The sequence below is a fragment of the Phyllobacterium sp. NPDC097923 genome, from assembly GCF_044760925.1.
In the GTDB taxonomy this organism is placed as follows: Bacteria; Pseudomonadota; Alphaproteobacteria; order Rhizobiales; family Rhizobiaceae; genus Phyllobacterium; species Phyllobacterium calauticae.
Genome location: NZ_JBIWBL010000003.1, coordinates 384808 through 410501 on the forward strand (window position 1 = coordinate 384808; position 25694 = coordinate 410501).

A 25694-nucleotide genomic window follows, 5' to 3' on the forward strand; every position below is an offset into this window, starting at 1 on the left:
GGGAAAGGCGGGCTTCGGCCCGCCTTTTTCATGTGAGGTGGTCCCGCCATATCGCCGCATAGGTGTCGAATGCGGCGTCGAGCGGCTGCACGTTTCCGGTCTTTGCCTGCACGGGGATTGTCGCGCCCGCCAGAAGGGCGGCGCCAAGGCTGGTTCCCGTCGAACCGGGCAGGGCCGCCACGTCACGCCCTGTCAGGCTGCGCAAGGCAGACAGATACACCGCATTGCGGGCGAAGGGACCTTCGACCATCGTGGTGCCCTCAGCCCCGATCAGCCCGAGGCTGACATGGGTCATCAGCGCGGCGTAGAGCGATGCGGCGGCATTGCGTTCGGCCGGTGTCCGGGCCTCGCCGTTCGGCCATACGGCCTCCCGGTCTGGAAACGGCCCTGTTCCCTTGACGAGACTTGGCAGGAGCATCAGCTGATCGCTGATGACCCGGTCGAGCGTTGCGGTATCGGGCGCGGCGGCATTGCCGCCCGTCAAAAGGTCAAACTCCCGCCCACCCATGAAACGGGCTGACGGCACCGCCTTGCCATAGGCGTCGACATTGGCAAGCGTGTCACGCGCCTGATCGAGCTGATCCAACTGCCCGCCCACGGCAAACAGCACCACCCACGTGCCCGTCGAGACGACGGAAAATGGCGAGCTGCGCGTCATCAGATGCGGCAGCAGCGACGCGTTGGAATCGTGAATGCCGCAAAAGACCGGCACAGGATTTCTGATGCCCAGCTGATGTTGAAGAGTGGGCAGCACATCGCCGATATGATCGAAGGCTGGGCGGATCGGCGGCAGGAGCGGGCGCAGGTCCAGCGTGTCGACAAGGCTGGAATAATCACCTTCCCGCGGATTCCACAGATCCGTATGGCAGCCGAGCGACGTCACTTCATTGACCGCAATGCCGGTCAGCCGCCACACCCAATATTGCGCATAGGTCAGGATGGTTCTGACATCCCGGAACCGTTCGGGAAACTGCGTCTTCTGGTAATGGATTTGCGCGCCGACATTCAGTCCGCCGGCCAGATTGGGCGAGGCGGTCTCGGCAAAGTCCGGCCGCAGGTCGGCATAGGCGCGGCGCACCGCGTCGGGATAGCTGTGTTCATAGTCGATGACGGGCATGGCCAGGCCGTCGTCTCCGAGCAGGGCTGCCGCTGCGCCATGGGCTGTGACGGATATCGCGTCGAAGCCGGGTGTTGCGGCAAGTTCCGTCAGTGAGGCCAGAAAAAAGGCCCAGAGGGCGTCGATATCGTAATGCGGATAGGGGCCGCCAGTGACCACGCGGTTGGGCGTGCTGCGTGCTGCACGTTCCACGCCGCTCGCCGCGTCAACGACGACGACTTTGGCGTTGGTCTTGCCGACGTCAATGACAGCGATATGGCGCGGCTTGCCCATGCCGGATTAGGCCAGATGGAACAGGCAGACCAGATCGGTCTGCACCGGCGAATTGTCGGGGTTCGTCACCATGATATCGGCCATGTGCGCCCACCATTTTTTCATCACGGGATGATCGGGAAGATCAGCCATCCCATGCACTTTCGGGCGGGTCAGGACACCGAACAGCGTGTGGGTGTCGCGATCAAGGTGGATCGAATAGTTCTGCACGCCCGCATCGTGCAATAGATCGGTAAGTTCCGGCCAGATGGCATCGTGCCGCCGGCGGTATTCCTCTTCCATGCCCGGATGAAGGGTCATCTTGAACGCATAGGTCTCTTGGGTGCTCATGCGTGTTTCCTGTGCCTGAAGCGGCGGATGATGATCGGCAGGGTGATGGTGATGATCAGGAGCAGGCCGATGAAGATCGACATGACGATGCCCGGCACATTGAGCAGCCCGAGCCCGAATGTCACCAGCCCCATGACAAAGGCGGCGATGACCACGCCGCCGATGGTTCCCGAGCCGCCAAGGATGGAGATGCCGCCGAGAACCACCATGGTGACGATTTCGAGTTCCCATCCTTGCGCGATGGAAGGCCGTGTCGAGCCGAGGCGCGAGGTGAGACAGACCGCGGCGATGCCTGACATCAGCCCGGTCATCAGGAACAGCGTGAACTTGATGCGCTCGACGCGGATGCCGGAGAAACGCGCCGCAAACTCGTTGTTGCCGATGGCATAGACGCGCCGGCCGAAATTGGTCGCGTGCAGGAGAATGGCAAAGAGAATGGCCAGGGCGGCAAACAGGGCGAATTCGAAGGAAATGACCCAGAAGACATACCCCTGGCCGAAATAGGCGAAGGAGGCGGGGTAGCCGCCATAGGCCTTATCGCCAAGCACGATATAGGCGATGCCGCGAAACAGGCTCATCGTGCCGATGGTCACGACAATAGACGGCAGGCGCAGCCCGGCGACGAGAATGCCGTTGATCACGCCGCAACCGATGCCGACCCCGAGGCCGATGGCAACAAGGCCCGGCGTGCCGACGCCCATCTGGGCCGCAGCGCCCATGGCCGTCGAGGCAAGTGCAATGATCGCCGCGACGGACAGGTCGATTTCACCGGCGATGATCAGGAGCGCCATGGCGAAGGCCACCATCGCCTTCTCGGTGAAGTTGAACGTGGCGTCGGACAGGTTCCATGCATTGAGGAAGTAAGGAGATGCAAAGGAGTTGGCGATGAAGATCAGGATCGCGACAACCAGCAGCAGTGCTTCCCAGCTGGCAAACAGCCGCGTTGCGGAGGTGCCGAGCCGGTCCGGGATATGACGTTTTTCGCTGACCACACTCATGCGATACCCTCGATTGTTTCCGATGCCCCGCGGTCACGCAGGATGATGCGGCCGCGCCGCCGTTCCTGCCGCGCGTTGAAGATCACGGCGGCGATGATCACGCCGCCGGAAATCGCCATTTGCGAGAACGGCGAAATGTTGATGACCGGCAGGGCATTCTTGATGACGCCGAGAAACAGCGAACCCAGCACCGCCCCGGCCACCGAACCGATGCCGCCGAGGGTCGAGATGCCGCCGATGACGCAGGCGGCGACGCTGTCGAGCTCGAAGCCCGCGGCGATATCCACATAGGCCACCGCATAGCGCGATACCCAGAGGTAGCCGCAGAGCCCGGCGAGCGTGCCCGATATGACAAAGGCGAAAAAGCGCGTGCGCCCGACATCGATACCCGCATAGACCGCCGCCGTCGGGTTGCCGCCGGAGGCGTAGATTGCCCGGCCGAGGAAGGTGCGCGACATCACGATATAGATGACGGCGACGATGACGATGGCCGTCCAGCCGAGCACCGGCAGGCCGAGGAAAAGCTGGCGCGGCGTCTGCAGGAACGGTTCGGTCATCTGGTGGGCGTTGACCCAGCCGCCACCGGAAAGCACGAAGGCAATGCCGCGATAGATGGTAAGCGTGCCGAGCGTGACGACAATCGAGGGAATGCCGAGCTTCCAGACGAACAGGCCGTTGATCGCCCCGAGGACCGCACCGACGCCAAGCGCGATGACAACGATCAATGCCAGCGGCAGGCCGGGATGCGCCGCGTTAAGCATGGCAACCGCCATGCCGGTAAAGGCCACATTGGCCGCGACGGAGAGGTCGATCGATTTCGTCAGGATGACGGTCATCTGGCCCAAGGCCAGAATGATCAGGATCGACGTGTCGTTGAAAATATTCGACAGGTTCGACGGGCTGGCAAAGCCGGGCGAGCGGGAAGAGAAAACGCCGAGCAACACGGCGATGATCACCACCAGCAGCATTTCGCGAAATTTGAACAGTTGCTTGATCATCCCGATCCTCACGCGTTGCCCGTTGCGGCGCGAACCAGCGTCTCGGCGCTCATGCCGGCGCGCTCGAAGAGACCGGCGGACAGGCCTTCGCGCATCACCAACACCCGGTCCGACATGCCAAGGATTTCCGGCAGTTCCGACGATACCATGACGATGCTGAGGCCTTCGCCGGCAAGTTCACTGATAAAGGCGTGGACCGCTGCCTTCGAGCCGATGTCGATGCCCTTGGTCGGTTCATCCAGAATGAGGATTTTTGGTTGCGTGGCGAGCCACTTGCCGATGACGACCTTCTGCTGGTTGCCGCCGGAAAGCGTGCCGACTGGCACCGAGAGTGCGGCGGCCCTGAGGTCGAAGCGTTCGGCGTATTTTCGCGCCAGCGCCAGTTCTTCGGCGGCGCGCAGGAAACCCGAACGGGATGTCCGTCCAAGCGACGGCAATGAAATGTTCTGGTAGATCGGCAGTTGCAGCACGGCACCATGGCGGCCGCGCTCCTCCGGCACATAGACGATGCCCGCATGGATTGCATCGCCGGGCGAGCGGATCTGAATCTCTTTGCCGTCCAGTTCCAGCCTGCCGCCGGACGGCCGGGTCACGCCGAACAGGGACTGGCAGATTTCCGAGCGGCCGGCACCGACCAGCCCGTAGATGCCGAGGATTTCACCCTTCCTGAGGGCAAAGGAAATGTCGCGGAATTCGGTGGGATGGCTGTAGTTCTCGACTTTGAGCACCGTTTCGCCGAGCGGGATGTCGACTTTCGGAAAGGCATGCTCGATGGAACGGCCGACCATGAGGCGGACAATGTCGTTCTGGCTGATCTCAGCGAGAACCCCGTTGCCCACGGCCTTGCCGTCACGGAACACGGCATAGTTATCGGCGATTTCATAGACCTCGTCGAACTTGTGGCTGATGAAGAGAATGGCCTTGCCCTGCGCCTTCAGCCGCTTGACGATCTGGAAGAGGTCGTCCACCTCCTTGCGCGACAGGGCGGCCGTCGGCTCGTCCATGATGACGATGCGCGCATCGACCGACAGCGCGCGGGCAATGGCAACAAGATGGCGCTGGGCGATGGAGAGATCCTTCAGCCGCGTGCGCGGATCGATATTGCTTTCGAGCGAATGGAGGAGGGCGAGCGCCCTGGCGTTGACGCCCTTCCAGTTGACCAGACCCAGCGATGTCTTCGGCGCGTGGCCGATGAAAATGTTCTCGGCGACCGAGAGTTCGTCAAACAGCACCGTTTCCTGATGGATGGCGGTCACGCCGTGATCGATGGCATCCTGCGCGTTGCCGAAGGTGACGGGCTTGCCGTCGATATGGATCTCGCCTTCGTCGGACTGGTAGATGCCGGTCAGAATCTTGACGAGTGTGGATTTGCCCGCACCGTTCTCGCCGATGAGCGCCGTCACCTCGCCGGGAAACAGGGCGATGTTGACGTCATTCAGGGCTTTCACACCCGGAAAGGTCTTGGAGATGGCCCGCATTTCCAGAATGGGGGTTGCAAGGGGTGATTCAGCAAGCGCTGCGGTCATCATGGGCAATACCGAAGGGTTAAAAAATGCCCGGCAGACGGCCTGCCGGGCTTTGCGGCGCGATTGCCGGATCAGAAAATCTTGGAGAACTGATCGATGTTCTTCGCGTCATAGACGAAGGGATCAGCCATGGCGGCCTCGCCATTGTCGCCGATCTTGATCTTGCCCATGCGTCCGGCAGTGATTTCGCTGCCGGGTTTGCCGTCGGTATCACCCTTGACGAGGTGATAGGCGATCTGCGTGGCGGAGTAGCCAAGATCGATCGGGTTCCAGATGGCGAATTCCTTGGTGGCGCCTGATTTGATGGCGCCGGCCATTTCCGAAGGCAGGCCGAGGCCGGTCACATAAACCGTGCCGATCTTCTTGGCATCGGATACCGCCTGCGAGGCGGCCAATACACCCACCGTGGTCGGCGCGACAATGACCTTCACATTCGGCTGCGAGGTCAGGAGGCCCTGCGCTTCGCGGTAGCTCTTGTCAGCGAGGTCATCGCCATAGACTGTCGTGACGAGGTTGAGGCCGGGGAAATTCGGCAGCTGCTTTTTCATCTCGGCAATCCAGGTGTTCTGGTTTGTCGATGTGGTCGTGGCCGAGAGGATGGCGAAGTCGCCCTTGCCATCAGGCAGATGGGCAGCGGCAAGCTGCAGGCACATCTTGCCGATCAGCTCGTTGGATGACGGATTGAGATGGACGATGCGGCCATCCTTGGCCACGGCGGAATCCCACGAGATCACCTTGATGCCGCGCGCCATGGCCTTCTTCAGAGCCGGGACGACAGCGTCAGGGTCGTTGGCGGAGATGGCGATGGCATTGACGTTCTGCGCGATCAGCGCATTGATGACCTCGATCTGGCCTTCAGCCGTCGTCGATGTCGGTCCAGTATAGATGACTTCGACGCCGCCCAACTCCTTGGCGGCTTCCTGCGCGCCCTTGTTGGCTGCTTCAAAGAAGCCGTTGCCGAGTGATTTGGCGACGAGACCGATCTTGATCGTTTCTGCCTGTGCATGCGATGCGAACATGGCAAGGGCCAAGGCCGATCCCAGTGCGAGTTTCTTCAACAGTTTCATTTCATCCTCCCTAGATTGAAATACGCCGCTTCGGCGCCTGGTTTTTATGCGATCGAAGCGGAATCCCTTGATTTGTCCTGAGCTCCCACCTTTGCGATGATGAGCTCGACCCCGGCATCCTCCACCATCTTCCGGTCGGCATCCGCAATGCCGTCATCGGTGATGATTGTTGCGACCCGCTGCAACGGGCACAGGATCAGGCTCGACCGGCGCTCGAACTTGCTGGAATCCACCAGCAGCACCAGTTCATCCGCCTGATTGATCAGCTTCTGCTCGCCCTGAATGATCAGCGGGTCCGATTCCATCGCGCCGAACGGACCGACCCCGACGGCGCCCATGAACATGCGCTTGCCGTAGAAATTGCGGGTTACGTCATTGTCGAACGGCGAGAGGATCATGCTCTGCTCGCGATAGATCATGCCGCCGGGAATAATGACCGTGCTCTTGGAGTTCTTCACCAGATGTTCGGCGATGGCGAAGGAATTGGTCATGATCTGCAGGCGGCGGGTGGCGAGATAATGCACCATCTGGAATGTCGTGGTGCCACCGTTGAGGATGATAGCGTCGCCCTCGTTGCACAGGCCCACGGCTTCGCGGGCAATCGCCCGCTTCTTGTCGATGTTCTCAGCTTCCGAGACGCGAAATGGCCGGCCGGCAAGCGCGGTCTGCTGCGGCGGGTGAATGGCTTCCGCGCCGCCGCGCACCCGGCGCAGCTTGCCCTGGACGTGCATGGAGGCGATGTCACGGCGGATCGTTGCTTCCGACGCTTCCGTCAGTTCGGCAATGTCCTGAATGGTGATGAACGGCTTTTCCTGAACGGCACTCAGGATAATTCGTTGGCGCTCACGTTCGTGCATTTTTCCCTCCACTGCTGCGAACATTGCGCAAAGAAATGCGCGGTGTCAATCAACTTCAGTCAAAATTATTCATACTGCACTGCACAATTGCAATTTTATGATTGAATTTGATCATTTATGATTGACAGCAAATCACTCCCTGCTTCATAGCTAGAGAAAATTCACATGGCTGCGGCGCGTTGTCAGGCCATCAGATCGTCTTCGGGAGGCAAGCATGGCGAACAAGGTCCAACTTCTGGATAATCGTTGGGATGATCAAAAGGCTGCCGCGCTGGATGAGCCCGGCAAGCTGCTCTACCGCTCCAATCTGCTGGGTGCCGACAAGCGCATCACCAATTACGGCGGCGGCAATACCTCGGCCAAGGTTTCGGAAACCGATCCGCTCACCGGCAAGCCGGTGGAGGTGCTGTGGGTGAAGGGATCGGGCGGCGATGTCGGCACGATCAAGCTCGACGGTTTCGCCACGCTTTATATGGAAAAGCTGGAATCGCTGAAGTCCATCTACAAGGGTGTTGCGGATGAAGACCGCATGGTGGGTTTTCTGCCCCATTGCACCTTCAATCTCAACAGCCGCGCCGCATCGATTGATACGCCCCTGCACGGTTTCGTGCCGTTCAGGCATGTGGATCACATGCATCCCGATGCGATCATTGCCATTGCCGCCTCGAAGAACTCGCGCGAACTGACGAAAGAAGTGTTTGGCGACGAAATCGGCTGGCTGCCCTGGCGCCGCCCGGGCTTTCAGCTCGGCCTCGATCTTGGCGCCTATGCGGCGGCGCATCCCAATTCAAAAGGTGTCGTGCTGGAAAGCCATGGCCTGTTCACATGGGCCGATGACGCCAAGGAATGCTACGAGCTGACGCTCGATATCATCAACAGGGCGATTGTCTGGTTCGACGCCAAGACGGCGGGCAAACCCGCATTCGGCGGGGAGGCAACGGCGAGCCTCGACGCATCGGCGCGCCGCGCCATTGCCGCGCGGCTGATGCCGGAAATCCGCGGCAAGATCGGTGTAGCGGAACGCAAGCTCGGCCATTTCGACGATCAGCCGGCGGTGCTGGAATTCGTCAATTCCCGCGACCTGCATCCGCTGGCGGCACTCGGGACGAGCTGCCCCGATCATTTCCTGCGCACGAAAATTCGCCCGCTGGTGCTGGATGTCGATGCGGCCAATCCGGACGCCGCTGTCGAAGCGCTCTATGCAGCGCTGGAAGCCTACCGCACCGACTATGCCCGCTATTACAACGCGTGCAAACACGACAACTCGCCAGCCATGCGCGATCCCAACCCGGTCATCTTCCTCATTCCCGGCGTGGGCATGCTGTCCTTTGCCAAGGACAAGGCAACGGCGCGTATCGCCGGGGAATTCTACGTCAACGCCATCAATGTCATGCGCGGCGCATCGTCTGTCTCGGACTATCAGGGACTGCCGGAACAGGAGGCCTTCGATATCGAATACTGGCTGCTCGAGGAAGCCAAGCTGCAGCGCATGCCGAAGCCGAAATCCCTGGCGGGCCGCGTGGCTTTTGTCACGGGCGGCGCCGGCGGCATCGGCCGCGCCACGGCAGAACGGCTGCTCGGGCAGGGCGCCTGTGTCGTCCTTGCGGATATCGATGCGGAGGCCCTGAAGGCAGCCCATCAGGATTTTGCCGCGCGCTACAGCGCTGATGCCGTGCGCGGTGTACAGCTCAACGTGACGGATGAGGCCGCCGTGATCGCTAGCTTCGCCGAGGCCTCGATCGAGTTCGGCGGCGTCGATATTCTCGTTTCCAATGCCGGCATCGCCTCATCCGCCCCGATAGAGGTTACCGAGCTTGCCATGTGGAACCGCAACATGGACATTCTGGCGACCGGCTATTTCCTCGTATCGCGCGAAGCCTTCCGCCTGTTCCGGCGCCAGAAGATTGGCGGTAACGTGGTCTTCGTCGCATCCAAAAACGGGCTTGCCGCCTCGCCCAATGCCAGCGCCTATTGCGCCGCCAAGGCCGCGGAAATCCATCTCGCCCGTTGCCTCGCGCTGGAGGGGGCGGAAGCCGGTATCCGCGTCAACACGGTCAATCCCGATGCGGTGCTGCGCGGCTCGAAAATCTGGAACGGCGAATGGCGCGAACAGCGTGCCGCCTCATCCAACCTGCAGGTGGATGAGCTGGAAGAGCATTACCGCAAGCGGTCGCTGCTCAAGCTCAACGTGCTGCCGGAAGACATTGCCGAGGCGATCTATTTCCTTGCCTCCGACGCGTCTGCAAAATCGACGGGCAATATCATCAACGTCGACGCTGGCAACGTGCAGAGCTTCACGCGATAAAGGCAGTCCGGGGGAGGACAACATGGCTGAACAGCATATTTCCGGCGATCTGATCGCATCCGAGAACGACAGGCGCGGTGCGGCGCACGGCAGCGATTTCGAGGCGCTGGGCGCGCATCTTGCCCGCCGCAACATCGATATCGAGGCGATCACGGCCAAGGTGGCCGATTTCTTCGTTGCAGTTCCCTCATGGGGCGTCGGTACCGGCGGCACGCGCTTTACCCGGTTTCCGGGGCAGGGTGAACCGCGCGGCATTTTCGACAAGCTCGACGACTGCGCGGTCATCCACCAGCTGAGCCGCGCGACGCCCAATGTCTCGCTGCACATCCCGTGGGACAAGGCCGATCCGCAGCAGCTGAAAGCCCATGCGGATGCGCTCGGTCTCGGCTTCGACGCGATGAATTCCAACACCTTTTCCGATGCGCCGGATCAGGCGCATTCCTACAAATACGGCTCGCTCAGCCATGCGGATGCGGCGACGCGCAAGCAGGCGATTGCGCACAATATCGAGTGCATCGAAATCGGCAATGCCATCGGCTCGAAGGCCCTGACGGTATGGATCGGCGATGGATCGAATTTTCCCGGCCAGAGCCATTTTGCCCGGTCGTTCGAGCGCTATCTCGATGCCATGGCGCAGGTTTACAAGGCGTTGCCGGATGACTGGCGCATTTTCTCCGAACACAAGATGTTCGAGCCCGCCTTCTATTCGACCGTGGTGCAGGACTGGGGCAGCAACTATCTGATCGCCCACACACTGGGGCCGAAAGCCTTCTGCCTCGTCGATCTGGGCCATCACGCCCCGAACACCAATATCGAGATGATCGTGTCGCGGCTGATCCAGTTCAAGAAACTGGGCGGCTTTCACTTCAACGATTCGAAATATGGCGATGACGATCTGGATGCGGGTTCCATCGATCCGTACCGGCTGTTCCTGGTGTTCAATGAGCTGGTCGATGCGGAGGAGCGCGGCGTCGAGAATTTCCACCCCGCGCATATGATCGACCAGTCGCACAATGTGACCGACCCAATTGAAAGCCTGATCTCGAGTGCCAATGAAATCCGCCGCGCCTATGCGCAGGCACTGCTGGTCGACCGGGCAGCTCTGGATGGCTATCAGGACGGCAACGATGCGCTGATGGCATCGGATGCGCTGAAGCGCGCATACCGGACGGATGTCGAGCCGATACTCGCCGAAGCCCGCCGCCGGGCGGGGGGCGCCATCGATCCCATCGCCGCCTACCGGGCCAGCGGCTACCGGCAAAAGGTCGGAAAAATCCGGCCAGCCAGCACGGGCGGCAGCGGCGGCATTATCTGAACGGATTGCCGGCCGGTTGCATGATCAAGGCAGCGCCCCTCGCGCTGCCTTTTCTTTTTTGTTTGACAGCGCCTGATACATTTGGTCTTATTCTACTATAAAACATTATATAACATAATAATAGAATAACAAAGGGAACTGTCATGAAATCACTGAAACTCGCACTCCTGTTGGGTTCGGCGCTGATTGCCCTCAGCCCTGCGGCCTTTGCCCAGACCAAGGGCGGCGTCATCAATGTCGCGACCATCGGCGAGCCGCCGACACTTGACGCCATGGCATCGACGGCCGATCTGGTCGGCATTGTTTCGCAGCACATTTTCGAGACACTCTACACCTTTGATGAAAACTGGAACCCGACCCCGCTTTTGGCGGCAAGCCTGCCGGAGATTTCGGCGGATGGCAAAATCTACACGATCAAGCTGCGCACCGGCGTCAAGTTCCATGACGGCACCGACATGGATTCCGCCGACGTTGTCGCCTCGCTGAAGCGCTGGACCCAGATCGCCTCGCGCGGCAAGCAGGTCGCGCCTCTCATCACATCCATTGACGCGGTGGATGCCTCGACTGTCCGCATCACGCTCAATGCCCCGCATGCACCGCTGCTGTCGCTGCTGGCGTTCAACAATGCCGCGGCGATCATCCTCCCAAGTGAAAAGCAGCAGAACCCGATGACCGACCCGGTCGGCACGGGCCCCTACAAGCTGAAGGAGCGCAAGGCGGACCAGTATATCCAGCTCGTGCGTTTCGACGGCTACAAGTCTCCGGAAGGGCGCGAGAATGGTTATGGCGGCGCCCGCCATCAGTATCTCGATGAAATCCGTTTCGTTCCTGTCCCCGATGCCAATACCCGGGTCGAAGGCGCGATTTCCGGCCAGTTCGACTATGCCGACAGTTTGCCTGTCGAGGCCTATGACCGCCTGAAGGGCCAGAAGGTCACAGAGCCGGTGCTGCTGAAGCCTTTCGGCTGGCCGGTCTTCGTGCTGAACACGGCGCAGGGCCTGACCAAGAACCAGGATATGCGCCTGGCGATCCGCGCTGCGCTCAACGTCGAAGACATGCTGGCCGCCGCTTTCGGCAGCAAGGACTTCTATGCGCTCAATGGATCGTTCTATCCGGCGTCCTATAGCTGGGCGAGCGATGCGGGCGTCAAGGATGGCTATAATATCGGCGATCCCGAAAAGGCTGCGACGCTTCTGAAGCAAGCCAATTACGACGGCAAGCCGGTGCGCATTCTCACCAGCCGCCAGTATGAGTTCCATTACAAGATGGCGCAGGTCGCGGCGGAATATCTGAAGGCCGCCGGGATCAATGTCGATCTGCAGGTGGTCGACTGGGCAACGCTGACGCAGCGCCGCGCCGACCCGACACTCTGGGATATCTATATCAGCCACAGCCCGTTCCTGCCGGAACCCGCGCTGATCGGCGCCCTGTCGACCAGTGCGCCGGGCAATTGGGATACACCGGCCCGCAAGGTGGCGGTGGATGCCTTCAATGCCGAAACGGACCCGAAGAAGCGTATCGCGCTATGGGCGGACGTTCAGAAGGTGATCTACGCGGAAGCACCGATCATCAAGATCGGCGATTTCAACGCGCTGTCGGCCAAATCGCCCAAGCTGGAGCACTTTACCCCGGCGCCCTGGCCCTATTTCTGGAACGTGTCGCTCAAGCAGTAAGCTGAAGCGTTCGGGCGCGGGCGGCAGCAAGCCGCCTGCCGCCCGTGCCTTCGTATCGTAGCTCCCGCAGCAGGATCCAACCGGCCCATGCTCCGTTACATCTTCCAACGCTTTATCGGCATGATTGTCGTGATGTTTCTGGTGGTGACCATCGTGTTCATCATCGTGCGCGTCACGCCCGGCGATCCGGCGGCCGTCATGCTCGGACCGGAAGCGACCGCTGCCGATATCGCGCAGTTGCGGACAGCCCTCGGGCTCGACCGCTCCATCCTCGTTCAATATGTTTACTTCATCGGCCAGCTGCTGCAGGGCGATCTCGGACGGTCGATCTTTCTCGACCAGCCCGTGCTGACCGCATTGGCGCAGCGTGCCGAGCCGACATTTTTCCTCACGGTTTTCTCGATCCTCATCGCCAGTGTCATTGCGATCCCCATCGGGGTCTATGCCGCCTACCGGCGCGGATCGGTCTTCGATCAGGCCGCAACGGCGCTTGCCATGCTGGCCGCCAGCATTCCCAGTTTCTGGCTCGGCCTGATCCTGATGCAGGTGTTTGCCGTCCGCTTCGGCATCTTCCCGGTCTCCGGTTATGGCGGGCCGGACACGACGCTGGGCGAGCGGCTGTATCATCTCGTTTTGCCGGCTTTTGCGCTGGGAATCGTTTCATCGGCGCTGATCATGCGGTTTACCCGCGCGTCGATGCTGGATGTGCTTGGGGATGACTACATCCGCACGGCGCGCGCCAAGGGCGTTGTCGAACGCAGTGTCGTGCTCAAGCACGCCTTCAAGAATGCGCTGATCCCAATCATCACCGTCGTCGGCCTGACGGCCGCCGTGCTGATCTCCGGTGCGGTGGTAACGGAGACGGTCTTCGGGCTGCCCGGTGTCGGCAATCTCGTCGTCTCGGCCGTGCTGCGCCGCGATTACCCCGTCATTCAGGGCGCACTCCTCATCATCGCCGGGCTCTACGTCCTCATCAATTTCGCCATCGACATGCTTTACCTCGTCGTTGACCCAAGGGTGCGCTACTGATGACCGATATCGTTTCACCCGTTCCCGCCAGCGAGCGCAGCAAATTCCTGCGGGTTCTCCTGCGCCGCAAGACCGTCCTGTTCGGCCTGATCGTTCTGGCAATCTTCATCATGCTTGCCATTCTCGCACCGCTCATTGCCCCCTATGCGCCGAACAAGCTGTCGATTGTCAACCGGCTGAAACCGCCGAGCGCCCAATGGATTTTCGGCACGGACGAGTTCGGACGCGACGTATTTTCGCGCACGATCTATTCCGCCCGGCTGTCGCTGCTCGTTGGTTTTGCCGTGGTGGTGCTCGCCTCGCTCATCGGCGTGACCCTCGGCATTCTCGCCGGTTTCTTCCACAAGCTCGATGCGCCGATCACCCGGCTGATCGATGCGATGATGGCATTCCCCGATATCCTGCTTGCCATTGCGCTGGTTGCGGCACTCGGTCCGTCGCTGACGACGGTGATCATCGCGCTCAGCATCGTCTATGCGCCGCGGCTTGCCCGCGTGGTGCGGGCCTCGACACTGGTCATCCGCGAACTGCCCTATGTGGAAGCCGCCCATGCGCTTGGCATTTCGACACCGCATATCCTGACGCGCCATATCCTGCGCAATCTGCTCTCGCCTATCCTCGTCCAGGGAACGTTCCTGTTTGCCCATGCCATGCTGGCGGAAGCCGGGCTGTCCTTCCTCGGTCTCGGCGTCAGCCCTGAAGTGCCGACCTGGGGCACGATGATTGCCGCCGGGCGGCAATATGTCGGTCAGGCCGACTGGATGACCCTGTTTCCCGGCATTGCCATCGTCCTCTCCGTTCTCTCCCTGCAGATGGTCGGCGACGGCTTCCGCGACCTCCTAGACCCCCGCCTCAGAAAGGATCTCTGATCATGCCCGCCCCCTCCGCAACCGACGGCCGTTTGCTGCTGACCAATGTCAAGCCGGTTGCCTTTGGCCCCAATACACCCACCGGCACCATCGATATCCTGATCGGTTCGGACGGAAAAATCGCCGAATTCGGCCCCTCCCTGAACGTCGCCGGCGATGCCAGGCGCATTGACATGAAGGGCGCCTGGATTTCACCCGGCTGGACCGACCTGCATGCCCATGTCTGGCATGGCGGAACCGATATCTCGGTTCGCCCGCAAATCTGCGGTGTCGAGCGCGGCGTGACGACCATCGTCGATGCGGGCTCGGCCGGCGAAGCGAATTTCCACGGCCTGCGCGAATATATCATCGAACCGGCGAAGGAGCGCATCAAGGCTTTCCTCAATCTCGGCTCGATTGGTCTGGTCGCCTGCAACCGCGTCAGCGAACTCAGCGATATCCGCTCCATCGATCTCGACCGCACGGTCGCCTGCGTCAACGAAAACCGCGACCACATTGTCGGCCTGAAGGTGCGTGCCAGCCATGTCATCACCGGCTCCTGGGGTGTAACCCCGGTCAAGGTCGGCAAGAAGGTGGCAAAAATTCTCAAGCTGCCAATGATGGTGCATGTGGGCGAACCGCCCGCGCTCTACGACGAAGTGCTGGAGATTCTGGGACCGGGCGATATCATCACCCATTGCTTCAACGGCAAGGTCGGCGCCAGCATTATCGAAGATGAGGATCTGTTCGAACTGGCGGAACGCTGCGCCGGTGAAGGCATCCGGCTCGATATCGGCCATGGCGGCGCGTCGTTCTCGTTCCGCGTGGCGGAAGTCGCCATCAGCCGCGGCCTGCTGCCATTCTCCATCTCGACGGACATCCACCTGCACAGCCTGAACTATTCCGTGTGGGATCTGGGAACGACGATGTCGAAGCTGCTGAGCGTCGGCATGCCGTTCGACAAAGTCGTCGAGGCAGTCACGCTCTCGCCGGCATCGGCCATCGGCCTGCCGACCGACAATCTCCTCTCCGTCGGTAAGCCGGCCGAGTTCACCATCTTTGAACTGGTCGATTCAGATCTCAGCGTCATCGATTCGCTGGGCTACGAGGCGACGCTGCACAAACTGTTCGAACCGCGCATGGTGGTTCTGGGCACCGAAACCATCGCGGCGAGCCGCTATCAACCGGTGAAGCCTGAGCTGGTCAATCACCGCCATACCCATTCATACCGCTAAGGAGCTCGCGTGAATCCTTCATCCAGTCCGGCTGTCGACGCCGGCACCTCTCCTTACATCAGGCTGAAGGCGCTGGGCATCGTGTTGCCGCCGGCACCGCGTCCGATTGCCAATTTCGTTACCCACATTCAGGAAGGCAACATGCTGTACCTCTCGGGCCAGGGCCCGCGCGAGGATGACGGCTTCATGCATACGGGAAAAGTGGGCGATAATGTCAGCGTCGAGGACGCCTATGCCCATGCCCGGCTGACCGGCATCAACCTGCTGGCGGTCCTGCAGTCCGCCCTGGGCGATCTCGGCCGCGTCAAGCAGGTGGTCAAGCTGCTCGGCATGGTCAATGCCGTGCCTGACTTTGCCGATCATCCGCTTGTTATCAACGGATGCTCCGATCTGCTGATCGACGTGTTCGGCGATGCGGGACAGCATGCCCGCTCGGCCGTGGGCTTCGGCTCACTGCCGGGCAACATCACCGTGGAGATCGAGGCGATCATCGCCTTGAGGGACTAGGATCAGGAATGACTGCGCCAGCCCATCACCGTCTCGATCCGTTCGGCAGATGCCTTGACCTCGGCCGTGTAGCGCTCGGGGTCATCCGCAATCTTCTGCTCGGGCAGAACGATGGAGATGGTGGCAACGCAGGTGCCCTTGTCGTCGCAGACGGGCGAGGCAACACAGGCAACGGCGTAGTCGGATTCGCCCGCCTGAATGGAAATGCGCGATTGCAGCGCCTCGGCAGCGGCTTTCGACAGCGCTGCCGGTTCGATGACGGCACGGCCCGTGGGCGAGGATTTGGCGCAGCGCTTGAACAGATCCAGCCGTTCGGCTTCGGGCAGATGGCCGACAAGCAGGCGGCCGGATGCGGTCCAGTTCAGCGGCACGCGCGTGCCGACGCGCGACGTGACATGGAAATGGCCGGGACCATCGGCCATGGCCAGAACCATCATGTGATCGCCGTCGCGGCCGCACACCTGCACCGTTTCACCCGATACGCGGCTGAGATTGTGCATTTCGTGGTTGGCGACGTCGAGAAAATCCAGCGAGCGGGCATAGGCGAGACCATAGTGGTAAAGCCGTGCACCCAGCCAGACGGAGCCGTCATTGTTGCGGGAGAGAAGGTTCTTCTCAACCAGATCGTCAATGATGACATAGACGGTCGACAGCGGCGCACCGATGGCCTTGGCAATGCCGTAGACACCGGCCGGGCTGCCGGTTTCGTAGAGATAGTCCAGAACCTGCAAGGCCCGGTCGATGCCGCTGACACGGGAACGGCGGCCCGTCGCTTCCGGTTGTTCGGTTGTCTCAAGACCGGGGGCAGCGCCCATGTCTGATGTCTTTGCGTCCACGTTCAGGCTCCTGGCAGGCTCGATTGATGTTCAAACAGTTTATTACATTATAATGGCATATATGCCTAGAAAATGGAATGTGTTGCAAGCGGCAACATTTCGAGGAGATTAGCATGACAGACTCTCACAACCCCGACGATATTCGCGAAACGCTCGGGTTGCGACCCGTTATCAACGTGTCCGGCACGATGACCTCGCTGGGGGCGTCGATCGTGGTTCCGCAAGCGGTCGCCGCCATGACGGCAATCCTTCCGCAGTTCGTCGAGGTCAACGACCTGCAGAAGAAGGCGAGCCCGGTGATTGCCCGGCTGACCGGGGGTGAAGCCGGCTTTGTCACGGCGTCCTGCTCCGCCGGCATCAGCCTTGCTGTAGCAGCGGCCATGACGGGGAATGATCTTGCCGCCATCGAACGCCTGCCCGATACGACGGGCCTGAAGGACGAGGTGATCATCCAGATGGGCCATGTGGTCAGCTATGGTGCTCCGGTCGATCAGGGTATCCGGCTTGCCGGTGCCAAGGCCGTTCTGGTCGGTCAGGCGACATCCTGCTACCCCTATCATCTCGATGGGGCGATCAACGAGCGCACCGCCGCTGCCGTCTTTGTTGTCTCGCATCACACGGTTCAGTACGGCCTCGTTGCCCTGCAGAAGTTTGCCGAAGTCTGCCACGCTCGCGGCGTGCCTGTGATCGTCGATGCGGCGTCGGAATATGATCTGAAGATTTTTCTCGAACAGGGGGCCGACATTGCGCTCTACTCGTCGCACAAGTTTTTGGGCGGTCCGACCGGCGGTATCGTCGCCGGCGCCAAGGATTTCGTCCGCAACACCTTCCTGCAGAATATGGGCATTGGCCGCGGCATGAAAGTGGGCAAGGAGAGCATTCTTGGAACCATCGCTGCGCTCGAAGCCTGGGAAAAGCGCGACCATGCGGGTATCCGCGAGCGGGAAACCGGCTATCTCAACCTCTGGCAGCAGACGCTTGCGGGCAAGCCGGGCGTCACGGCAGTCATCGAGCCCGATCCGACACACAATCCGCTCGACCGCCTGCGCGTCACCATCGAACCGCAGGCCGCCCATATCTCCGCTTGGGATCTCGCCGATGCGCTGGCACAGGGCGCCCGCCCCGTGATCGTCCGGGACCATGAGGTCGAACACGGCTACTTCTATATGGACCCGTGCAATTTGCATCCGGGAGAAGAAACCATTGTGGCCAGCCGTCTGACGGAAGAGCTCGGCAAGGCGCGGGCTTCCAACGCGATCATCTCGACCCCGGTTGAAAACCGCTACGCGCGCCGCATGGCCGGTCTCATGCGCTGGCCCGACTGACCGGCGCATCGCCATCTGCCAACGGAAAGGATTTGTACTCATGGACAATCGTCAGCCTTCCCATCCCGGCAACAGGGGCAATGCTCCTGCACCGGTTCTGTCGGTCGCCAATCTGACGACATCCTTCCAGTCCGACGGCAAGTGGCGGCCGGTCGTGCGCAATGTCTCGTTCGACGTGGCGCCGGGCGAGACGGTGGCCATCGTCGGTGAATCCGGTTCGGGCAAGAGCGTGACGTCGCTGTCCATCATGCGGCTGTTGCAGAAGGACAAGAGCCGCATCGAAGGCCGCATCATGCTGGACGGCAAGGACATTCTTGCGCTTCCCGAGAGCCAGATGCGGGCGGTGCGCGGCAATGATGTCGCCATGATCTTTCAGGAGCCGATGACCTCGCTCAATCCGCTGTTCACCGTAGGCCAGCAGATCAGCGAAGCCCTGCTCTGCCATTCCGCCATGTCGCGGGCGGAAGCCAAGGCCGAAACGATCCGGCTTCTGGAGAAGGTGCGCATTCCCGCCGCGCAATCGCGCTTCGATGAATATCCGCACCGCTTCTCCGGCGGCATGCGCCAGCGCGTAATGATTGCCATGGCGCTGGCCAGCAAGCCGAAGCTGCTGATCGCGGATGAGCCGACGACGGCGCTTGACGTGACGATCCAGGGCCAGATTCTCGACCTGATCAAGCTGCTGCAGGAAGAGGAGGGCACGTCCGTCCTCTTCATCACCCACGATATGGGCGTTGTCGCCGAGATCGCTGACCGCACCGTCGTCATGTATAATGGTGAGGCGGTGGAAACCGGCAGGACCGAGGACATCTTTGCCCGCCCGCAGCATCCCTATACCCGCTCGCTGCTTTCCGCTGTTCCCATTCTTGGCTCGATGAAGGGACACAAGCGTCCGTTGCGGTTTCCGGTGGTGGACCGCGCAACCGGCACGTCGGATGTGCCTGTCGAGGCCGCTGACACCGTCAAATCGCAGGTAAAGCCACTGCTCGAGGTGAAGAACCTCACCACGCGCTTCAATATTCACTCGGGGATGTTCGGACAACTGGAAGGCCGCGTGCATGCGGTGGAGAATCTGTCTTTCACCCTGCAGCCGGGCGAGACCCTGTCGCTCGTCGGTGAATCCGGTTGCGGCAAGTCGACGACCGGACGCTCGATCATGCGTCTGGTGCAGCCGCTCAGCGGAGAGGTGCTGCTGAACGGGGAAGACGTGCTGACCATGGAGCCGAAGCGGCTGCGCGATATGCGCCGCACCATGCAGATGATCTTTCAGGATCCGTTCGCCAGTCTTAACCCGCGCATCACCGTCGGCGCTGCGATTGCCGAACCCTATCTCGAACACAAGCTGGGAACGCGCGCGCAGGCAAAAGAGCGTGTTGCCGATCTTCTGGAGCGGGTCGGGCTGACTGCGGATATGGCAAGCCGCTATCCGCATGAATTTTCCGGCGGCCAAAGGCAGCGCGTGTGCATTGCCCGCGCACTCGCACTCGATCCGAAACTGATCGTTGCCGATGAATCCGTCTCGGCGCTGGACGTGTCGATCAAGGCGCAGGTCATCAACCTTTTGCTCGATCTGCAGGCGAGCCTCAACCTCGCCTATCTCTTCATCTCGCACGATATCGCCGTGGTGGAACGGGTCAGCCATCGCATCGCGGTGATGTATCTCGGTGAAATCGTCGAGATCGGATCGCGTGAAGCCATCTTCGAGAACCCGCAGCATCCCTACACACGCAAGCTCATTTCAGCCGTGCCGGTGCCCGATCCGTCGCGGCGCGGCATCAAGCGGCCGGTCTCCAATGACGAGATCAAGAGCCCGGTGCGCACGCCGGACTTCATTGTGCCTGTGCGGCAATACAATGAAGTCTCGGCGGGGCACCTGGTTCAGGTGCAGTAAGCCCTTACTTCGCTTTCTTGGAACCGACCAGTTCGTCCCATTTGCGGAAGGCGATGACCATCTTGTCCGGCTTCAGCGGCAGTTCGATCGGGTTGTTGGCGATCAGCCCGGCATATTCCTCCCGGCCGAACTGCTTGATCACGTCCTGGCTGTGCTGCGGTGCCATGGACAGCGGCACGTTCTTCACCGCCGGACCCGGATAGAGATAGCCCTCGTCATAGGAATAGGCCTGCGCCTTGGGTGTAAGCAGGAAGGCCATCAGGTCGAGGACGACCGCCGCCTTGTCGTCGGCGATGCCCTTGGGCATGCACATGAAGAAGGCGTCGGAAACCCAGTGGAAACCCTTGAGGGTGCCGATCTTTGCCGTTTCGGGCACGATGCCGAGCGCGCGCGGATTGATGTCCCAGCCGGTGGTGCTGATGATGATGTCGCGCGATCCCTCGCCGAATTCTTTCATCGTCGCGCCGGTTCCAGCCGGATAATAATCGATGTATTGGCCGATATCGGTAAGATAGGCCCAGGTCTTGTCCCAGCCATTGACCGGATCCTGCGGGTCCTTGTCGCCGAGAATATAGGGCAGCCCCATCATGAAGGTGCGGCCGGGACCGGAATTGGTCGGGCGGGCATACATGAAGCGCCCGGGGTTTTCCTTGGCATAGGCCAAAAGTTCTTCCGCGCTGGTCGGGACCTTCTTGACTCGTTCCGGATCATATTCGATCAGCGGGCCCGAGGGATAATAGTTGACGACGACACCGTAGCCGTCGCCCTGCGCCTTGTGCAGGGCGAGCGCGGCGGGTTCGTAGTTTTCCTCGATCCCCGGAAACTTGTCGGCGAAATCCGGCAGGATTTTCAGCCACGTCTCATTGGCAAGCCCGGCCGCCAATCCGTCGCTGCCGGTCAGAACGATATCGATATCGACGCGGCCCGCGCTCTGCTGCGCCTTGAGCTTGCCGGCGAGCTCCGTCACCGGCGCCTTGGTGAAGATGATCCGCGACGCCCGTTCCGGATAGGTTTTGGCATATTCCTCGAATGCGGGCTGGATCAGCGCCAGCGCACCGCCCACGTCCATCACGGTGATCACGACAGGCGCGGAGGGCAGGGCGGGTGTCTTGGCCCAGGCGGGCATCGCGCCCGCCATTGCCGATGCGGTCATGCCGCCGAGCAGCACCCGGCGGCTCATTCGAAACTGGTCATTTCCCATTTGCATTCCCCTTTATTGTTCTTGGATGTTTCAGTTGCAGTTTCTGATCTCGTCGCCGATGCGGACGCTGCGGATGGCCATGCTGTCCGACCAGTCGATTTCCGCATGCGGCAGGGTGATGTTGCGGGCGCGCAGGACCGGAGCGAGCGCAACCAGCAATCGTGTGGACGCCATTTCAACCGCCTGTTCGAAGGACGCGATGCCCCAACGGACAAGGTTGCGCACCCCGTCATCGAGACAAAGGGACGATCCGGCAAGGCCGGTTGTTCCAGGCAGGCGCACCGTGCCGTCTGCGGTGCGTTCGATGCGCATGCCGGCGAAATCATAGGCGCCTGCGGGAACGGCCGCGGCGGCGACGGCATCGGTCACCAATGCGGAGCGCTCAAAGCCCTTGGCCCGCATCAGGGATTTGAGCGCCTTGGGTGGAAGATGAATGCCGTCGGCAATGAAGGTCGCCAGCAGCCGGTCTTCGCCAAGCTGGGCAAAGAGCGGATTGTCGAGCTTGGGCATGATCTGCGGCAGGCCGTTGCCGAGATGCGTCGACAGGCTCGCACCGGCCAGTGCCGCGGCCTCCACCATGGCGAAATCCGCAGCGGAATGGCCGATTGAAACCAGAATATCCCGTGCCGCCATGGCCCGGATGAAATCGAGGCTGCCGGATATCTCAGGCGCGACGGTCACGAGAAGAATCGGCCGCTTGATCGCGTCTTGCAGACGCGTGACCAGGGCAGGATCAGCCGATGTCATGGCCTGTGCGGGATGGCACCCGGAAAAGCCCTGCGCCGGATTGAGAAACGGCCCCTCCAGATGATATCCCGGACACATCAGCGGACCGAGACGGCTCGTACTGACGCAGCGGTCGAGCGCGGTAAAGCGCGCTTCCAGTTCATCGGGATAGGCGGTGATGATCGTCGGCAGGCATGTGGTGACGCCCGTTGCCAGCATGGCCTCCAAGGCGTGGTCCAACGCCTCCGGTGTCAGGCTGGCGGTGTTGAAATCCACCCCGGCAAACCCGTTGACCTGGATATCGACGAGGCCCGATGTGATCATGACAGTTTTGACGCCGAATCCGGATCGAGCAGCAGGATTGTCTGCGGATGGGTCTGGATGATCGAGGCGGGATGACGCGGGTCGACCGGACCTTCCAGTGCGTCCTTGACAGCCTGCGCCTTGCGCGCATCAGGCACCGAAAGGATGACGAGGCGGCTCTTGAGGATTTGCCGGATGCTCATCGAAATGGCCTGCTCAGGCACGGCGTCCAGCGACGGGAACCAGCCTTCACCCATCTGCTGCTTGCGGCAGGCCTCGTCCAGCGTCACGACGATATAGGGCTCTTCCGTATCGAAATCGGCGGGTGGGTCGTTGAAGGCCAGATGGCAGTTTTCGCCGATACCGGCAAAGCAGACATCGATATCGTGTTCGGCGATCACGGCACTGAGCCGCTTTGCTTCGGCCTGCGGATTGCCCTCGGCATTGACCGGATGAAACGTTACATCGCCGCCGAGCGGCGCAACGAACCGCTCCTGCAGATATTTGCGGAAGCTGGCGGGGTGGGTGATGTCCATGCCGACATATTCATCGAGATGGAACGCCGTCACCCGCGACCAGTCGATCTCCTCTGCCGCAACGAGATTTTGCAGGAGTTCGAACTGGCTGGCGCCCGTGGCGACAATGATCGACGCCTTGCCCTTCTGCGCAATCGCCTGGCGGATCGCCGCTGCGCCAAGCGCGGCGCCGGTCGCGCCAAGGACCTGCTTGTCGGATAAAATACGCGTATCGACCATGGGCTTTACCAACCTTCTTGCATATGCTTTTCACCGTGGCCGCCATTGTAAGCATAGCTGTCCATGGCACTGCAAGGTATTTTAGAATAATATTGTTCAAAAATAAGAACGAGGGCGTTCCCGCATGATTCTGACCGTTGACGAGACACATTATGACGATGCCCACCAGCGTGACTGCGCCCGGGTCGTAGCGCTTGTCTCCGATGGCGGTCAGCATTCCCGGCCCGGCATTGCCGAAGCGCTCGACATGACCTCGACCACCACGTCAAAAGTGGTGGGGGACCTGATCGCCCGCGGCCTGCTGGTGGAAACGGCCGGCGAAAAAAGCGGGCGGGGCCGCCCTGCCATCCGGATCGGCCTCAACACGCAGCGTTTCGCCGCAACGGTCATTCATGTGTCGAGCCGTTCCCTGCGCGGTACGCTGGTGGATTTCGGCGGCCGGACGCTGGAACGCTTCAGTCTCGATATGCGGGCCGACGCCGACTGCGGCCAGATGACGACCGCCATGCAGGATCTGGTCACGCTTCTGGCGGACAGGTGTCCGGCGGGAATGCAGCACATCGGGACATCCGTGTCCGTATCCGGCGTTGTCGATGTCGAAAGCCGCACCTGGCTGCTCACCTCGCGCTGGCCGAAGATCCGTGATTTTGACCTGGCGGCGGCGCTGGCGCCGGTCACCCCGGAGGTTCTGGTCTGCCGGCACCTTGATGCCGAACTCAATGCCCGCATGCTGCAGGACCCGGTTTACGGCACCGACAATACATTGCTCCTGCACTGGGGCTGGGGCATCGGCCTGGCCTATAGCGTGAATGGCGATCCGTTCATCCGTGCCGGCGGCCCGTTCGGCGAAATCGGCCATTGGCGTTTCAACCTGCTGGAAGACCGCCCCTGCGGCTGCGGCAATCATGGCTGTCTTGAAACGGCTGCGTCGCTCTGGGCGCTGCTGCCCCGGATGCTCGAACGATGGCCGTCCCTGTCCGAGAACGAGGAAGTGCTGGCCGGGCAAATGGCCCGGCGGCCCCTGCTCGACATGGACGATATGCGCACCGGGGTCGAGCTCATGGCGCGATCCCTCGCCAATGTCTGCCGCCTGCTTTTTCCCAAGCGGGTTATCGTGACCGGGCCATTCATTGCCAATGCGGATGTCTGGCAGGCGTTTGAGCAGGCTTTCCAGGCGGAAGGCCTGATCGGCACGCTGGAACTGCCGGTTCTGATCGCGGACAAATCAAGCGAGGAGTTCGCCATTCTCGGTGCCGTGCGGCCGCTGTTCAATCTGGGGCTTGAGACATTCATCCGATCGTGAGATGACACTGCCTGCGAACATCCGATTGCACCAACGCCACGGCCCCGCCGGAAGAACACAGCAGGACATCATACCGATCATGACGCAGCAATTCATCGATCACCTCACGAGCGAGCTGAAAGGCTTGAAGGAGTCCGGACTTTACAAATCCGAACGTGTCATCACCTCCAAGCAGGCCGGGCAAATCGAGGTCTCCGGCGGTGCCCGGGTCCTGAATTTCTGTGCCAACAATTATCTCGGCCTTGCCGACAATGCGGAGCTGGCGGAAGCCGGAAAAGCCGCACTCGACCGTTACGGCTATGGCATGGCGTCGGTCCGTTTCATCTGCGGCACGCAGGAAGAGCACAAGCAGCTTGAGTCGCGCATCTCCAGCTTCCTTGGACTTGAAGACACAATCCTCTATTCCAGCTGCTTCGATGCCAATGGCGGCCTGTTCGAGACGCTTTTGGGTGAAGAGGATGCGATCATTTCCGATGCGCTGAACCATGCCTCGATCATTGACGGCGTGCGCCTGTCGAAGGCAAAGCGCTTCCGCTATGCCAACAACGATATGGCGGCGCTGGAAGAAGAACTGAAGAAAGCCGAAGGCAGCCGGTTCAAGCTGATCGCCACCGACGGCGTCTTTTCCATGGACGGCATTATCGCCAATCTCGGCGGCGTCTGCGATCTCGCCGAAAAATATGGCGCCATGGTCATGGTCGACGACAGCCATGCGGTCGGCTTTGTCGGCAGGCATGGCCGCGGTTCGGCCGAACATTGCGGCGTGGAAGGCCGGGTGGATATCATCACCGGCACGCTGGGCAAGGCGCTGGGCGGTGCCTCCGGCGGTTATACCTCCGGGAAGGCCGAAGTGATCGACTGGCTGCGCCAGCGGTCGCGACCCTACCTCTTCTCCAACACGCTGGCGCCGGTTATCGCGGCAGCCTCGCTGAAGGTCTTCGACCTGATCGACCGGGGTGCCGACCTGCGGGCGCGCCTCAGTGCCAATGCCGCGCATTTCCGCAAGGATATGAGCAAGCTCGGCTTTACCCTTGCCGGTGCCGATCATCCGATCATCCCGGTCATGCTGGGCGACGCATCGCTGGCGCAGGAAATGGCTGCACGCATGCTGGACAAGGGCGTCTATGTCATCGGTTTTGCCTTCCCGGTCGTGCCGAAAGGCCAGGCGCGCATCCGCACCCAAATGTCTGCTGCCCACACCACGGAAGATGTCGCCCGCGCTATAGACGTCTTTGCCGAAGTCGGGCGTGATCTCGGCATCATCAAATAGGAAAAA

The 25694-nt window shown here is 61.2% G+C and carries 22 protein-coding genes; 11 read left to right on the forward strand and 11 right to left on the reverse strand.

The window, feature by feature from the left end; translation table 11 throughout:
- Window positions 1–28 precede the first annotated feature (28 nt).
- The 7 genes from ACIQWS_RS17590 to ACIQWS_RS17620 all read right to left on the reverse strand — a co-directional run bounded on the left by ACIQWS_RS17590 (window position 29) and on the right by ACIQWS_RS17620 (window position 7166).
- The gene (locus ACIQWS_RS17590; RefSeq protein ID WP_403182091.1) at window positions 29–1390 is read right to left on the reverse strand and encodes an FGGY-family carbohydrate kinase; all 1362 of its coding nucleotides are present in this window, start codon (window positions 1388–1390) and stop codon (window positions 29–31) included.
- Between the two features lie 6 nt (window positions 1391–1396).
- A complete protein-coding gene (gene rhaM, locus ACIQWS_RS17595) occupies window positions 1397–1720 on the reverse strand; it encodes an L-rhamnose mutarotase (RefSeq protein WP_403182096.1) in 324 nt (107 codons plus the stop codon).
- The gene (locus ACIQWS_RS17600) at window positions 1717–2718 is read right to left on the reverse strand and encodes an ABC transporter permease (RefSeq protein WP_403182100.1); all 1002 of its coding nucleotides are present in this window, start codon (window positions 2716–2718) and stop codon (window positions 1717–1719) included. Before ACIQWS_RS17600 ends, rhaM begins: the two co-directional genes overlap by 4 nt.
- Window positions 2715–3713 carry an ABC transporter permease gene (locus ACIQWS_RS17605; RefSeq protein ID WP_403182554.1) on the reverse strand — a complete coding sequence of 333 codons (999 nt, stop codon included), beginning with the start codon at window positions 3711–3713 and terminating at the stop codon, window positions 2715–2717. Before ACIQWS_RS17605 ends, ACIQWS_RS17600 begins: the two co-directional genes overlap by 4 nt.
- An 11-nt stretch (window positions 3714–3724) precedes the next feature.
- Window positions 3725–5245 (reverse strand): sugar ABC transporter ATP-binding protein, encoded by a 1521-nt coding sequence (locus ACIQWS_RS17610; RefSeq protein WP_403182105.1) that lies wholly within the window; start codon window positions 5243–5245, stop codon window positions 3725–3727.
- A gap of 68 nt (window positions 5246–5313) precedes the next feature.
- Window positions 5314–6309 (reverse strand): rhamnose ABC transporter substrate-binding protein, encoded by a 996-nt coding sequence (gene rhaS, locus ACIQWS_RS17615; RefSeq protein WP_346306892.1) that lies wholly within the window; start codon window positions 6307–6309, stop codon window positions 5314–5316.
- Between the two features lie 44 nt (window positions 6310–6353).
- Window positions 6354–7166, reverse strand: coding sequence for a DeoR/GlpR family DNA-binding transcription regulator (locus tag ACIQWS_RS17620; protein ID WP_346306893.1), 813 nt, complete (start codon window positions 7164–7166; stop codon window positions 6354–6356).
- A gap of 214 nt (window positions 7167–7380) precedes the next feature.
- On the opposite strand from ACIQWS_RS17620, the gene ACIQWS_RS17625 reads away from it, so the two are divergent.
- The 7 genes from ACIQWS_RS17625 to ACIQWS_RS17655 all read left to right on the forward strand — a co-directional run bounded on the left by ACIQWS_RS17625 (window position 7381) and on the right by ACIQWS_RS17655 (window position 16078).
- A complete protein-coding gene (locus ACIQWS_RS17625) occupies window positions 7381–9471 on the forward strand; it encodes a bifunctional rhamnulose-1-phosphate aldolase/short-chain dehydrogenase (protein WP_403182110.1) in 2091 nt (696 codons plus the stop codon).
- Window positions 9472–9493: 22 nt separating this feature from the next.
- Window positions 9494–10786, forward strand: a complete 1293-nt coding sequence (rhaI, locus tag ACIQWS_RS17630; RefSeq protein ID WP_403182113.1) for an L-rhamnose catabolism isomerase — start codon at window positions 9494–9496, stop codon at window positions 10784–10786.
- A gap of 143 nt (window positions 10787–10929) precedes the next feature.
- Window positions 10930–12459: an ABC transporter substrate-binding protein gene (locus ACIQWS_RS17635; RefSeq protein ID WP_403182116.1), complete on the forward strand. Its 1530-nt coding sequence runs from the start codon at window positions 10930–10932 to the stop codon at window positions 12457–12459.
- Window positions 12460–12546: 87 nt separating this feature from the next.
- On the forward strand, window positions 12547–13488 hold the full coding sequence (locus ACIQWS_RS17640) for an ABC transporter permease (protein ID WP_346306897.1): 942 nt from the start codon (window positions 12547–12549) through the stop codon (window positions 13486–13488).
- Window positions 13488–14357: an ABC transporter permease gene (locus ACIQWS_RS17645; protein ID WP_403182122.1), complete on the forward strand. Its 870-nt coding sequence runs from the start codon at window positions 13488–13490 to the stop codon at window positions 14355–14357. Before ACIQWS_RS17640 ends, ACIQWS_RS17645 begins: the two co-directional genes overlap by 1 nt.
- Window positions 14358–14359: 2 nt before the next feature.
- The gene (locus tag ACIQWS_RS17650; protein WP_403182126.1) at window positions 14360–15571 is read left to right on the forward strand and encodes an amidohydrolase/deacetylase family metallohydrolase; all 1212 of its coding nucleotides are present in this window, start codon (window positions 14360–14362) and stop codon (window positions 15569–15571) included.
- A gap of 9 nt (window positions 15572–15580) precedes the next feature.
- A complete protein-coding gene (locus ACIQWS_RS17655; RefSeq protein WP_346306899.1) occupies window positions 15581–16078 on the forward strand; it encodes a RidA family protein in 498 nt (165 codons plus the stop codon).
- A 2-nt stretch (window positions 16079–16080) separates the two neighbouring features.
- On the opposite strand, the gene ACIQWS_RS17660 is transcribed toward ACIQWS_RS17655, so the two are convergent.
- A complete protein-coding gene (locus tag ACIQWS_RS17660) occupies window positions 16081–16914 on the reverse strand; it encodes an IclR family transcriptional regulator (protein ID WP_374042759.1) in 834 nt (277 codons plus the stop codon).
- Between the two features lie 113 nt (window positions 16915–17027).
- On the opposite strand from ACIQWS_RS17660, the gene ACIQWS_RS17665 reads away from it, so the two are divergent.
- Complete coding sequence (locus tag ACIQWS_RS17665; RefSeq protein ID WP_403182132.1) at window positions 17028–18239, forward strand: aminotransferase class V-fold PLP-dependent enzyme; 1212 nt, start codon at window positions 17028–17030, stop codon at window positions 18237–18239.
- A gap of 40 nt (window positions 18240–18279) precedes the next feature.
- The gene (locus ACIQWS_RS17670; RefSeq protein ID WP_403182135.1) at window positions 18280–20130 is read left to right on the forward strand and encodes an ABC transporter ATP-binding protein; all 1851 of its coding nucleotides are present in this window, start codon (window positions 18280–18282) and stop codon (window positions 20128–20130) included.
- Window positions 20131–20134: 4 nt separating this feature from the next.
- Here the strand turns inward: ACIQWS_RS17670 and ACIQWS_RS17675 are convergent, their stop codons facing one another.
- From ACIQWS_RS17675 to ACIQWS_RS17685, 3 genes are read right to left on the reverse strand one after another with little or no spacing between them, the layout of a single operon-like run.
- Window positions 20135–21331 (reverse strand): ABC transporter substrate-binding protein, encoded by a 1197-nt coding sequence (locus ACIQWS_RS17675; protein WP_403182138.1) that lies wholly within the window; start codon window positions 21329–21331, stop codon window positions 20135–20137.
- A 30-nt stretch (window positions 21332–21361) separates the two neighbouring features.
- Window positions 21362–22381, reverse strand: coding sequence for an N-acetylglucosamine-6-phosphate deacetylase (locus tag ACIQWS_RS17680; protein ID WP_403182142.1), 1020 nt, complete (start codon window positions 22379–22381; stop codon window positions 21362–21364).
- On the reverse strand, window positions 22378–23115 hold the full coding sequence (locus tag ACIQWS_RS17685) for a glucosamine-6-phosphate deaminase (protein WP_403182146.1): 738 nt from the start codon (window positions 23113–23115) through the stop codon (window positions 22378–22380). Before ACIQWS_RS17685 ends, ACIQWS_RS17680 begins: the two co-directional genes overlap by 4 nt.
- Window positions 23116–23239: 124 nt before the next feature.
- On the opposite strand from ACIQWS_RS17685, the gene ACIQWS_RS17690 reads away from it, so the two are divergent.
- Window positions 23240–24418 carry an ROK family protein gene (locus ACIQWS_RS17690; protein WP_403182149.1) on the forward strand — a complete coding sequence of 393 codons (1179 nt, stop codon included), beginning with the start codon at window positions 23240–23242 and terminating at the stop codon, window positions 24416–24418.
- A 79-nt stretch (window positions 24419–24497) separates the two neighbouring features.
- Window positions 24498–25688: a glycine C-acetyltransferase gene (locus tag ACIQWS_RS17695; RefSeq protein ID WP_223614784.1), complete on the forward strand. Its 1191-nt coding sequence runs from the start codon at window positions 24498–24500 to the stop codon at window positions 25686–25688.
- The last annotated feature ends 6 nt before the right edge of the window (window positions 25689–25694 follow it).

Coding starts and splice junctions, on each gene's coding strand:
- rhaI (WP_403182113.1), top strand. CDS start 9,494: ATGGCTGAACAGCATATTTCCGGCGATCTGATCGCATCCGAGAACGAC.
- ACIQWS_RS17680 (WP_403182142.1), bottom strand. CDS start 22,381: ATGATCACATCGGGCCTCGTCGATATCCAGGTCAACGGGTTTGCCGGG.
- ACIQWS_RS17625 (WP_403182110.1), top strand. CDS start 7,381: ATGGCGAACAAGGTCCAACTTCTGGATAATCGTTGGGATGATCAAAAG.
- rhaS (WP_346306892.1), bottom strand. CDS start 6,309: ATGAAACTGTTGAAGAAACTCGCACTGGGATCGGCCTTGGCCCTTGCC.
- ACIQWS_RS17645 (WP_403182122.1), top strand. CDS start 13,488: ATGACCGATATCGTTTCACCCGTTCCCGCCAGCGAGCGCAGCAAATTC.
- rhaM (WP_403182096.1), bottom strand. CDS start 1,720: ATGAGCACCCAAGAGACCTATGCGTTCAAGATGACCCTTCATCCGGGC.
- ACIQWS_RS17650 (WP_403182126.1), top strand. CDS start 14,360: ATGCCCGCCCCCTCCGCAACCGACGGCCGTTTGCTGCTGACCAATGTC.
- ACIQWS_RS17690 (WP_403182149.1), top strand. CDS start 23,240: ATGATTCTGACCGTTGACGAGACACATTATGACGATGCCCACCAGCGT.
- ACIQWS_RS17620 (WP_346306893.1), bottom strand. CDS start 7,166: ATGCACGAACGTGAGCGCCAACGAATTATCCTGAGTGCCGTTCAGGAA.
- ACIQWS_RS17685 (WP_403182146.1), bottom strand. CDS start 23,115: ATGGTCGATACGCGTATTTTATCCGACAAGCAGGTCCTTGGCGCGACC.
- ACIQWS_RS17635 (WP_403182116.1), top strand. CDS start 10,930: ATGAAATCACTGAAACTCGCACTCCTGTTGGGTTCGGCGCTGATTGCC.
- ACIQWS_RS17610 (WP_403182105.1), bottom strand. CDS start 5,245: ATGATGACCGCAGCGCTTGCTGAATCACCCCTTGCAACCCCCATTCTG.
- ACIQWS_RS17695 (WP_223614784.1), top strand. CDS start 24,498: ATGACGCAGCAATTCATCGATCACCTCACGAGCGAGCTGAAAGGCTTG.
- ACIQWS_RS17600 (WP_403182100.1), bottom strand. CDS start 2,718: ATGAGTGTGGTCAGCGAAAAACGTCATATCCCGGACCGGCTCGGCACC.
- ACIQWS_RS17675 (WP_403182138.1), bottom strand. CDS start 21,331: ATGGGAAATGACCAGTTTCGAATGAGCCGCCGGGTGCTGCTCGGCGGC.
- ACIQWS_RS17670 (WP_403182135.1), top strand. CDS start 18,280: ATGGACAATCGTCAGCCTTCCCATCCCGGCAACAGGGGCAATGCTCCT.
- ACIQWS_RS17640 (WP_346306897.1), top strand. CDS start 12,547: ATGCTCCGTTACATCTTCCAACGCTTTATCGGCATGATTGTCGTGATG.
- ACIQWS_RS17590 (WP_403182091.1), bottom strand. CDS start 1,390: ATGGGCAAGCCGCGCCATATCGCTGTCATTGACGTCGGCAAGACCAAC.
- ACIQWS_RS17665 (WP_403182132.1), top strand. CDS start 17,028: ATGACAGACTCTCACAACCCCGACGATATTCGCGAAACGCTCGGGTTG.